This is a genomic window from Oleiphilus sp. HI0061, assembly GCF_001635675.1.
On sequence record NZ_LWFE01001194.1, the window covers coordinates 1 to 10,850 of the forward strand.

Sequence of the window (10,850 nt, forward strand, 5' to 3'; positions counted from 1 at the left end):
CGATGAATTTTGGCGTTTATACAAGCAAGACAGGTTAAGAGTGTCAATTAGCAATACAGATATAGATAACTTGCGAAAACTAATCAGCGGAACAATCGACTTATTTCCTATCTCTGAATTCACAGGAAAGTACCTGCTTCATAGAAACTTTTCACCAGCTGAAATAGAATCGATCGGAATCAACACTAAAGCACTCAGTGAAGGTAAAAACTATATTTTATTTTCCAAAACCCAGCCAGACAGCCAATACTATCTAAATATTCTGAATGCCGGGCTCGAAGCGCTCAGACAAGAAGGTAAATTTCGAATTTTCCAAGAAGAAATGTTTAAATGAAACAGCTCTATTTATCTCTCATATTATTATTTGGTTTCAGTTTTTATGCGCTGGCTAGCAATCAGCCAATCAGCTTTGATCACAGTACCGAAAACATAGTTCTAGCCAATCATATTGTATATTTTGAAGATAAAGACCACTCACTGACGCCTGGGAATATCCACACAATACAGAATACTCAATGGCAATCTTTACCTGAAGGTCGTGCCAACTTTGGTTTTTCAAGTAGTGCTTATTGGTTTCGCTTTGCTGTACAAAACGAGACGCCTGTTGATATACCCGCTTACCTACACGTCAACTATAGCCAGCTAGATAATATACAGTTGTTTCACAGCATTCCAGGTTCACCTTCTCATTCGGTGACTCTAAAAAAACTTGTCGAAACCGGAGACCGATTCAATTTTGCACAAAGACCCATCGAGTTTCCTACTTTTGTTTTACCGCTTGAGCTCTCTGCCGGGCAGCCTCAAGAGTACTTTGTGAAGGTGAGCAGTGAAGGCTCTCTTCAGGTTCCTATGCAACTATGGGAGCAAGAGAGTTTTCTACTACAAGCGAATAACTCACTATTTCTCTACGGCTGCTTTTTAAGTGCGCTTTTGATTATGAGTGCCTATAACCTGTGCCTGTTTCTAATCATCCGCGACAAAACCTACTTGCTCTACAGCTTTTTCATCCTTTGTATGGCTGGGATGCATAGTTCACTAGATGGCTTTGCCTATCAATGGTTCTGGCCTAGTGCGCCCAGCTGGCATCAAATATCTGCAATTACCTTTATCTCTTTTGGCTTACTATCTACGATGCTCTTCACCCGGACAATACTCCCCATACCAGAGAAAAGTATCCTCTACCGTGGTATCAAGTTGCTTACTTTTTTGACTGTTGTCTCTGCTATCACCAGCCTATTTCTACCCTATCGCCAGGCAGCCATCCTTAATGGTGGCATGACTGTCATAGTGATGAGCAGCGTCACCTTTATCTGCTTGGCAATGCTTCGGTTTAGCCCGCGTATTGCACGCTTCTTCTGCATCGCATGGGGCGCTTACTTTTTGGGTATCGTACTAAAGTCTTCAAGCAAAATGGGCTATTTGCCCTCCTCTACCTTTACCGAATACGCTGGAAATATTGGCGGTGTCGTGGGCATTGTTATTATATCAATGGCATTGGCTGACCGAATCAATAGCGAAAGGCGAGCACGAGAGCAAGCACAATCCCAATCTATTGGTAACCTCAAACGCTTTGAAAACCTCTACCAAAATTCACTTGAGGGAATATTCAGCTACGACAAAAAAGGGACCTTGTTGTCAGCAAACCCAGCCTTTTTGTCACTGATAGGTTTAGAGGATATTCCGTCGTTTAGCGGAAAAACTAAAGACTTAAACGGTTATTACCTTTCAGAAAAAGAGTTCACTGAGTTTTTCAAAGCGGTTAAGAAGTCAGGCCAAGTTGTCGACTACGAAGCTCAGCTCAGCAACTCCCTAGGTGACTCCATGTGGGTGAATATTTCTGCCCGTTATGTGAACGAGCAGGGAAACGAGGAACTGGAAGGAACTCTAATCAATATTAATGAACGAAAAGCCTTTGAACAGCAGCTAAAACATTTGGCTGAGCACGACTCTTTAACAGGCTTTTATAACCGTAGAACCTTTGAGAGTTCAGCAAAAGAGTTATTGCTTAAAGTTCAAGCAGGTGAAGATTCGGCCTGCTTACTATATATGGATCTAGACCAGTTTAAGATTGTGAATGACCTCTGTGGCCACACTGCAGGCGACATCTTGCTAAAAAATATTAGCCAGAAGCTGCTTCAAGAAGTAAAAGCGCTCGGGCCTCAGCAGATCATCGCTCGACTGGGGGGCGATGAATTCGGCATTCTCGTTAGCCAAACAAGTCTTCCCAAAGCAAGGCTTATTGCCGAAAGTCTCAGAGAAGCCGTCGAGAAATTTTTATTTATCTGGGAAGGTAAGCGTTACAGCATTGGCGTCAGTATCGGCTTGGTTGAAATATACCCTTATCACCAGAATGTAGAACAACTACTAGCCATGGCGGATGCTGCTTGCTATATGGCCAAAGACCAAGGGCGTAATCGTGTTCATGTATTCATTGAGTCTGATAAAGACCTACAGTTCCGACAGCTCGAAATGCAATGGGTCACAACAATTAAAGAAGCACTAACGAATGATCAGTTCTTTTTAGTCTTTCAACACATTGCGCCCAACCAAGGTCAAGAGCAAAACTTTCATTACGAAATCCTGCTTCGCCTGATCAATAGCAACGGCAACCTTTGTTCTCCAGGCCAGTTCTTGCCCGCGGCAGAACGCTATAACCTCATGCCTAATATAGATCGCTGGGTCATCAAGAATTACTTCGCTTGGTTAGGTAAACACCCCGAGCACTTGGAAAAGCTCGGCTGTGCCAGTATTAACCTCAGTCCACAGAGCATTGGTCAAAAAGAATTCTCAGCTTTTCTGGTTAATCTCTTTGAAGAGAATAAGGTGCCGCCCCATAAAGTCTGCTTTGAGATCACCGAAAGCATGGCGATCACGCATCTAGATAATACCCAGAATTTCATCGATAAATTCAGGGCGCTCGGCTGTCGCTTTGCACTCGACGATTTTGGCACAGGCTTTTCATCCTATGCCTATCTAAAGGACCTTAATATTGACTACCTAAAAATCGATGGCGTATTTGTTAAAAACTTATGCGATGATGCCGTAAATACCGCAATGATCAAATCAATTGCCGACGTCGCAAGTGCTATAGGCATAGAAACGATTGCAGAGTTTGTTGAAACAGCAGAGATTCAAGATAAGCTGACCGAAATAGGCATCACTTACTCTCAAGGCTATCATATTCATAAGCCAGTAAAGCTTGATTCCCTTGCGCTTGAAGAGAGTAGAGCCCAACCTAACAGCCATGAAGAAGGTAATAGCTAGTCAATATGAGTACCTTATATATTACGGGCGCAGGTGTTAGCGCAGAAAGTGGCATTCCAACGTTTAGAGGTGAGGATGGCTTTTGGACCATTGGCAGTAAGAACTATACCCCGATGGAAATGGCTACGCGCCGAATGTACACCGAAAACCCGGTAGAATTTCTATCTTGGTACTATCATCGTTTTGCAACGTATCGCCATCACGGGCCAAATGAAGTGCACCATTGGCTCGCAGATAAAAACCTGATCACCCAAAATATTGATGGTCTTGATGGTAAGGCCGGCAACAAAGATTATATCGCAATTCATGGGCGCTTAGATCAAATGACGCGTTTTCATGAGCAAGGCCCAACGGTTGAGACTTATCAAACGCCTTGGGAACAAGTGGATGAAGAGAATCTTGTCGACTCACTACTTTCCCTGTTTAAAATTAGTAAGCACACACTTACACCAGAGCTAGACGTTTCACAAAAGCCTTACGTTTTGCTCTTCGATGAGTTCTACACTGATCTTTACAGAATATCAGAGGCACAGGAACGAATGCGTTATGCCTCGAAGATGGTATTTATGGGCACCTCCTTTAGTGTCAATATTACTCAAATGGCCCTGGAAACGGCTGTTCATAACGATATCCCGATAGAAATCGTAGACCCGAAGCCCGTGAAAATTCACTACCAAAATACAACTTATCATCAGGTAAAGGCGTCTGATTATATTAAGAGAGTGACTTAACGTGAGTCTAGTTCAATTGATTTATGTGAGTACGGCTTCCAAGGTTTTAACCCTAGAAGACTTGAAAAGTATTGTTGAAGTCGCAAAGCTGAATAATCAAAAGCATATGATTAGCGGTTTTCTATGCTCAGATAAGCGCTATTTCAACATATCAAAACAGACTATCGCCACAAGGCCTTAAAGCTTATCGTTTATAACGAAACGACTAGCCGCTCTTTTCCCGAGTGGGCAATGGGAGCCGTTCTTCAAGTCGGGAGTCACGAGAAAATACTCGCAAAGTTCAACCCTGATCGTTCATTTCAACCGTATGCTTTAAGTCCAAGTGATAGCCTTAGTTTCTTACAGGCGTTTTCTGAATTCAGAGGGATGCCAAAAAGCACTTAATCAGAAAGACGAGCCTGGCTGCTCCAGAAACGCTAACTCTGGCTGACTCGACTCTCTTCCAAGTATCTGATTACGATGAGGGTAGCGACCAAAACGATCAATAATTTCCTTATGGCGCTTTTCAAATTCAAGATTGCGCTCCAAACCCTTTTGAGAATAAAGCGACAACGCAACTTCATGAATCGCTCTTGATTCACTATGCATGAAAGGCATATACAGAAAACTTCGCTCAGTGGGTTCAAGTGCTAAATCTGCACGACAAGCGATCGCTTCCTGAGCCAGCACCAAAGCAAGTGTATCAGAAGCGAAAGCAGCCGGCGTATCTCGATACATATTTCGAGAGAATTGATCTAGAACGATAATCTCAGCCAACCGGCCTTCGGGGCTTGAACGCCAAGTGTAGAGTTCCCCCGCATTCGCTTGGCGGTGCAAGGAAGCAAAACGCCCTTGAATCAGGGCGTCGAAATCAGAGTCCTTAACAAACCAGCTCGAAGGTTCGATTTCTTCAAACCAGAAACTCAATACAGATTGGCACATTGTTTCAGCTAAGTCCTTAATTAAGTAAAACCTAACTGTAGACCTTGAAACACACAAATGCGAGTCGTCGAGAGCTAAGGGCGACTCGGCGAGGGGTAGAACCCTCTGCCTAGAGAGTCGATAAAAAGTTACAGCCCTGAATGGCACTTACTTAAGGAGAAATTGGCGTCATTCCCTTGAACAAGGGAATCCATTGTTTTGAGGCTAACTCAATGAAATTGAAGGACCATGACTATCGCTAACCTATAGATTTCTAGTCTTTTTTAACTCTCTAGGTCAGCCAAACGGCTGAAAAACAATGGATTCCCGCCCCGCCCAGGCGGCCCTCTCTTGCTGCGCAATTCACCTTGTGCGCGGGAATGACGAGTTTCGGGGCGAAATCAAGCTTAAGTAAGTGCCATTGGTTACAGCCCTCTTTTCAGAAAAGGACTAACTTAAGTAAGCCGCCTTCAAGTCATACATCTAAACCTGAAACGTACGCTGCATTTCGTCCAGCACTTCCCCTTCGTTCTCGGGCTCATAATGCGGAGGCATCCATGCAGGTCTTTCATTCTGATAAATCATACCAAGCCCGAAGCCATCATCCCTCTGAATTTCAGCAGCGGTCTGAATTGGGTCGTGAGTGTGCTCCTGACCAAACTCATGGACCATTTCCTTCCAATGCTTTTGCTCAGGTACAAAGGTGACACACTGGCTCAATGCCTGCACGAAGGAGAAACCTTCATGTTCAATAGCCTTAACGATTAAATCCGTTAGCTGCTTCGGATCACCATAATAACCACGCGCGATAAATCCGGCCCCGGCACCCAGTGCAAGGCTCGCTGGCTGCAGTGCAGGAACACCCGTGCCATGAGGGGTTAGTTTACTGTGATCCCAATCCGAAGGCGTCGTAGGTGAAGCCTGCCCTTTAGTCATACCGTAGACTTCATTATCCATGGCGATATAGGTGAAATTGATATTCCGTCGACAGGCATGCAAAAAGTGATTGCCACCAATAGAAAAACCATCACCATCGCCTCCCACCGCGATGACAGTCAAATCCGGACGTGCCACCTTCAAACCACCCGCCACGGGCAGCGCCCGACCGTGAACACCATGAAAACCGAATAAATGTGTGTAGGCAGGCAAACGAGACGAACAGCCAATACCCGAAATGATAGCAACATTCTCCGGGTCAAGGTTGAGTTTTGCCAAAGCACGGGTTAAAGCAGCTAACACTGAATAGTGCCCACAACCGGCACACCAAATTGGGCTGACCGTAGACTTATAATCCTTCGCTTTTCTTGTTGCTATGTTTTTATTCTCAGCAGTTGGCGACATGTTCTACCTCCAGAGCGTTCTGTTCCCATTGATTAAAGGCACCGATAATATGCTTCGGCCGGATAGGTAAAGGGCCCGGAATAGCCAAGCTTTGGTGAGCACAAGGAAAGTCTACATGCGCCCTTAACCAAGCCATAAACTGGGCACCATGACTCTGCTCGACAACAAGTACTTTTTCTGCACCCTCTAGCTCGCGCAACAGCGCCTCGGTTTGTAGTGGCGCGATCAAACGTAAAGCAATGACTCGGCATGCCTCACCTTGCTCGGTCATTCTTTCAGCCGCTTCTTTAGCTACCGATGAGACCGACCCCCAACAAACTATGGCGCTTTCACCCTGCCCTGACACCTCAGCCCAATGTTCAGAATAATCGAACTGACGAAGCTTCTCGGCGCGTTTCTGCAGCTGCTCGCGATGCATTTCTGTGGCAGCAGAAGGCGTGCCATGTTGGTTATGCTCCAACCCGTCTGCGGTATACATCATGTCTTCTTCACCAGGAATCGACATAGGTGAGATACCGCTATCAGTTAGTGCGTAACGATGATAAGGCGTATCTGAATGCGCTGCGATCAAGCGTTCACCCTTTTCTTGCCAAAGCTGCGGCTCCAGAAGGCTTGCATCTGACTGGGCCATTGATTGGTCAGACAAGGTAATCACTGGCACCTGCAGGTGTTCTGCCAACCACACTGACCAACCCGTGGTAAAGGCACTGTCTGCAATCGATAACATGGCAGTCACCACATGCGGCGCATCGCCATGCAAACCATGTAGCGCCATATTTAGATCAGACTGCTCTGATTTGGTGGGAATACCCGTTGAAGGGCCTCCTCGCATCACATTCACAATTACCAGATGAGTTTCACTGGCAACGGCCAAACCTATAGACTCAGCCATCAATGCTAAACCAGGGCCAGAGGTAGCGGTAAGCGACGAAACACCGCCAAAAGACGATCCGATAATCATATTGATAGAGGCCAGCTCATCTTCAGCCTGAACCAAACTGCCGCCCAATTTTTCCAAATTTGGCGCGAGCCACTCAAGAATGCCCGAAGCCGGTGTAATCGGATAAGCCGCAACAAAGCGCGTACCTGCCTTTAGCGCACCGAGACCACAAGACTCACTACCATTTACCAACCATTGTGGAGATTTTTCACTCTTATCTGCCAATTGAACTTGCGCCACTTCCTGGTATTGGTCAGCCAGGTTCCAACCCGCAATTAACCAGTCTTCAGCCTGCGACAGCAACTCTTCTTTCTTGGCAAAGTGCTCTCTCAATACCTTCTGTATCGTGCCTTGCTCCAAACCTAAGAATTTAGCTAACAGGCCCGCAGCGACAATATTCTCTCCGCCATCAGCGGTCTCACTTGCCAGTGTATCCAATGGAAGCTCGACGACGCGAGCACCAGAGTCTTTAACAAACTCTGGAGTCTTAGTCTGATCTTTCCCTATGATAACGACACTGTTTTCGTTCAATGGCACTTCAGCACTAAAACGCGTGACATGGTCAGTATCAAGCAAGACGAGTAAGTCGAAATAGTCATCAGGGGATTGAACAGGATGATTTGAAAAACGAAGAAGGCTTAAAGACTCCCCTCCCCTTATTTGCGGCCCGAAAGAGCGTTGCGCCAAACCGAAGTAGCCTGCTTTGGCGCAAGCCTTGAGCAGTAACTGTCCGGTTGTGATAACACCCGTACCGCCGTAGCCAGCGATGGCAATGGAAACGGATTGCTTGGTCATATAGCCTCCTCTTATTGTTTAAGGAAACCATTACACAGAGCGCAGGCTAGGTAAATGAGTCAGATCAAGTGTGGGCAGTTATAGTAAGCCGAGTTTAAAAAAGCTAGGCAGAGGCTCCCCCTCATTAATCAAGGGCGTGCTAAATTGCTAGCGAGCCTTGGAAGGCTCTGTTTACAAAGTGACTACCCACCATCTAGCCGTTGTAAACTAAGCAAAGAGCAATAAAAAACTAAGCATTCTAATTCGGTTTAAAGTTCTTCGGCGATAGACCGTACCAGCGTTTAAAAGCTCGGCTGAAACTTGATGCATCACTATAACCCAAGCTTTCAGCCAAAGTTTCAATGGATATATCCTGTTTTCGAATATGAGCCAGTGCAACGCGCTTACGTTCCTCTTCTAATAGCTCTTTATATGATGTTTCATGAGACTGAAGATGACGCCGTAAGGTACGCGGAGACATACAAAGCTCAGAGGCTAAGGTATCAAGAGACAATTCTTGGAAAATATCTCTACGAATAATGAATTTCACGCGATCTAAAACCGTATTATCAGGGCAAACTTCACTCAAACGCTCCTGACAACATTGTTCATTTAACTGGGCCGAATCTTTGTTGTAGAAAACCAGAGGCTGCTTAAGCAAGGCTTCAGACAAAACAATTCGATTCTGATCCTGATTAAAAAATACCGGCACCGAAAAGAACTCGTCGTAAGCCTCAATTACCTTCGGTTGATCGAAGGAAAAGTGTATCTGGCCCGCTTTATCATGGTCATCCAGCTCAACGCCCCCCATAAAAAAGCGCCCTAAGGAGTAAATTACAGAGCAGGTGAATTCCATAAAATAAGGTAGCGCGTCACCCAAGTCTTGTTTAGGCGTCAGGGTTAACACTCCCAATCCAGATTTTTGCATTTCAAACTTGAAACCCAGTATCTGTGTAAATAAAGGTTGATACTTGGTCAGAAGTTCCATCGCTTGCTGAACATTCTCACTACTCATAATTCGAGCCGCGAGTACTCCATCATGATGCAGAAAACTCTGCTCTCCCAAGTAAAGTGCAAAAGGATGATGAGGAAGCAAACGCCTCGCATTAATAATCAGCTGCTTGTACTGAAGAAAATTTATCGTCTGATCAGTCTCGGATAAATCCTGAAACTGAAGCCCTGTATCTTTTAACAAGGACCTCAGATCTACCTTATTCATCATGAGGATTTTAACTAGCGGCTTAACACGCGCGATAGGGATAAAGACCTCACCCGAAGTCTGATATTCAGTACGTAAGTTTCGGTGCCCGATTTTGGCTATATTTAAAGCGCCCATAGTTAACCTTTCATTTTGTTTTTATTATCAATGAATATTTTGAGTCAGTGAAAAAAGGCTTTCTTACCTTGCCCTAAAATACTCATAAATGTTGCTATATGAACATATCGTATCGAGCAACCAAAGTTTTTGAAAGTAACCATCGCTCATTTCGCTAAAAAGATGTTATTTTTTGATCAGCTTATCATTCCTGCTGATAAATCTCGACATAACATATAAAACTTTCTTCATAGCTTTTTGCCGAAGAATTAACCTGGATCAAGATCAGCTATTTACTCAGCAAGGCTAGCAAGGAATACTTAATAAGAACTACACTATTTAACTTCATGGCTGTACCAAGAAAATAACAACTCAGTAGTCTGCTTATGGAAAACCAGCTTCGTATTTCTGAAATCTGCCAAGGCTTTGATAACAATCCCAAGCGAATGATTGATATCCTTTGGGCGATACAAAACACCTTAGGTTGGATCAGTGGCGACTCAATGAAGTTAGTCGCAGAAAAAACCAACAGTCACCGAGTCGTTGTTGAAGGGGTCGCGAGTTTCTATAGTTTTTTCAAAACTAGCCCTCAAGGAAAAATCATCATTCACCTGAGTGAAGATATAATCGACCAGCATAAGGGGAGCGCGGAAATTCTGCAGGCCTTTGAGTTGGCATTAGGGATCCCTGTTGGCAACACGACTCTGGATGGGAAGTTTTCACTCCACCTCACGCCCTGCATAGGCATGAGTGACCAAGCCCCTGCCGCCCTGATTAACGAGCACGTCGTCACCTCGTTAACACCAAGCAAAGTGAAACGTTTAGTTAACGCACTAAAACGTACACTCAAAGCATCTGAATCCGATAACTGGAGAGCACTATCCACCCGAATTCATGACACGTGTTTATCGGTATTCGGCGGTAAAACAGGCGATGGAAATAACAGCCACTCACTAGTACGGAGCATGGTAAATAACAATATTCAGCAATCTGGCCCGGTATTACTAAGTGAGCCTCCTTTAGCGCAAGCTTTGGCTAAATGCCTCTCAAAAAGCCCCGACGAGATTATTGATGAGTTACTCCGCTCCGATCTAAGAGGTCGCGGCGGCGCGGGTTTTCAAATCGCGCGCAAATGGCAATTTGCAGCCCAAACACCGGCTGAAAAACGTTATGTCATTTGTAATGCCGACGAAGGCGAGCCCGGCACCTTTAAAGATAGAGTATTGCTAACAGAGCGCGCTCACCTCTTAATAGAGGGTATGACTATCGCCGCCTACGCAATTGGTAGTGAGCATGGCATTCTCTATTTGCGCGCTGAATATCGTTACCTGCTGCCCTACCTAAATAGCGTATTGGAAGAACGACGTCGAGAAGCCCTGCTCGGCCAAGACATGCTTATTGACGAGTCAACCGGAACACGCTTTTCCTTCGATATCCGCATCCAACTTGGTGCAGGTGCCTATATTTGCGGCGAAGAAAGCTCTCTGATCAGCTCATGCGAAGGACAACGCGGAGAACCAAAAAACAAACCACCTTTCCCTGCGCAGAAAGGCTACTTGGGTTATCCAACAGTGGTGAACAACGT

The 10,850-nt window shown here is 45.1% G+C and carries 8 protein-coding genes and 1 pseudogene; 5 read left to right on the forward strand and 4 right to left on the reverse strand.

What is annotated here, in order from left to right:
• From A3735_RS18475 to A3735_RS32610, 4 genes and pseudogenes are all read left to right on the forward strand, one after another.
• Nucleotides 1-334 (forward strand): hypothetical protein (locus tag A3735_RS18475; RefSeq protein ID WP_231882574.1); only part of this gene is annotated, 334 nt, incomplete at its 5' end.
• Nucleotides 331-3,264 (forward strand): EAL domain-containing protein, encoded by a 2,934-nt coding sequence (locus tag A3735_RS18480; protein ID WP_068516134.1) that lies wholly within the window; start codon nucleotides 331-333, stop codon nucleotides 3,262-3,264. The genes A3735_RS18475 and A3735_RS18480, both read left to right, overlap by 4 nt.
• 5 nt (nucleotides 3,265-3,269) lie before the next feature.
• Nucleotides 3,270-3,995 carry a Sir2 family NAD-dependent protein deacetylase gene (locus A3735_RS18485; protein WP_068516137.1) on the forward strand — a complete coding sequence of 242 codons (726 nt, stop codon included), beginning with the start codon at nucleotides 3,270-3,272 and terminating at the stop codon, nucleotides 3,993-3,995.
• A 1-nt stretch (nucleotide 3,996) separates the two neighbouring features.
• Nucleotides 3,997-4,379: pseudogene (locus A3735_RS32610) on the forward strand (BLUF domain-containing protein).
• Here A3735_RS32610 and A3735_RS18495 read toward each other — a convergent pair.
• From A3735_RS18495 to A3735_RS18510, 4 genes are all read right to left on the reverse strand, one after another.
• A complete protein-coding gene (locus A3735_RS18495; protein ID WP_068516141.1) occupies nucleotides 4,380-4,916 on the reverse strand; it encodes a DUF924 family protein in 537 nt (178 codons plus the stop codon).
• Nucleotides 4,917-5,378: 462 nt separating this feature from the next.
• Nucleotides 5,379-6,236: a 2-oxoacid:ferredoxin oxidoreductase subunit beta gene (locus A3735_RS18500; RefSeq protein ID WP_068516145.1), complete on the reverse strand. Its 858-nt coding sequence runs from the start codon at nucleotides 6,234-6,236 to the stop codon at nucleotides 5,379-5,381.
• A complete protein-coding gene (locus A3735_RS18505) occupies nucleotides 6,220-7,971 on the reverse strand; it encodes a 2-oxoacid:acceptor oxidoreductase subunit alpha (protein ID WP_068516148.1) in 1,752 nt (583 codons plus the stop codon). The genes A3735_RS18500 and A3735_RS18505 overlap by 17 nt, the downstream gene beginning before the upstream one ends.
• Before the next feature lie 238 nt (nucleotides 7,972-8,209).
• Nucleotides 8,210-9,286: an AraC family transcriptional regulator gene (locus A3735_RS18510; protein ID WP_068516150.1), complete on the reverse strand. Its 1,077-nt coding sequence runs from the start codon at nucleotides 9,284-9,286 to the stop codon at nucleotides 8,210-8,212.
• Between the two features lie 365 nt (nucleotides 9,287-9,651).
• Here A3735_RS18510 and A3735_RS18515 point away from each other — a divergent pair.
• Nucleotides 9,652-10,850: NAD(P)H-dependent oxidoreductase subunit E (locus tag A3735_RS18515; protein WP_197485934.1), on the forward strand; the 1,199-nt coding region annotated here is incomplete at its 3' end.

Bases quoted from the DNA above. Each gene is read 5' to 3' on its own strand.
- A3735_RS18480 (WP_068516134.1), top strand. From the start codon at position 331: ATGAAACAGCTCTATTTATCTCTCATATTATTATTTGGTTTCAGTTTT.
- A3735_RS18510 (WP_068516150.1), bottom strand. From the start codon at position 9,286: ATGGGCGCTTTAAATATAGCCAAAATCGGGCACCGAAACTTACGTACT.
- A3735_RS18485 (WP_068516137.1), top strand. From the start codon at position 3,270: ATGAGTACCTTATATATTACGGGCGCAGGTGTTAGCGCAGAAAGTGGC.
- A3735_RS18500 (WP_068516145.1), bottom strand. From the start codon at position 6,236: ATGTCGCCAACTGCTGAGAATAAAAACATAGCAACAAGAAAAGCGAAG.
- A3735_RS18505 (WP_068516148.1), bottom strand. From the start codon at position 7,971: ATGACCAAGCAATCCGTTTCCATTGCCATCGCTGGCTACGGCGGTACG.
- A3735_RS18495 (WP_068516141.1), bottom strand. From the start codon at position 4,916: ATGTGCCAATCTGTATTGAGTTTCTGGTTTGAAGAAATCGAACCTTCG.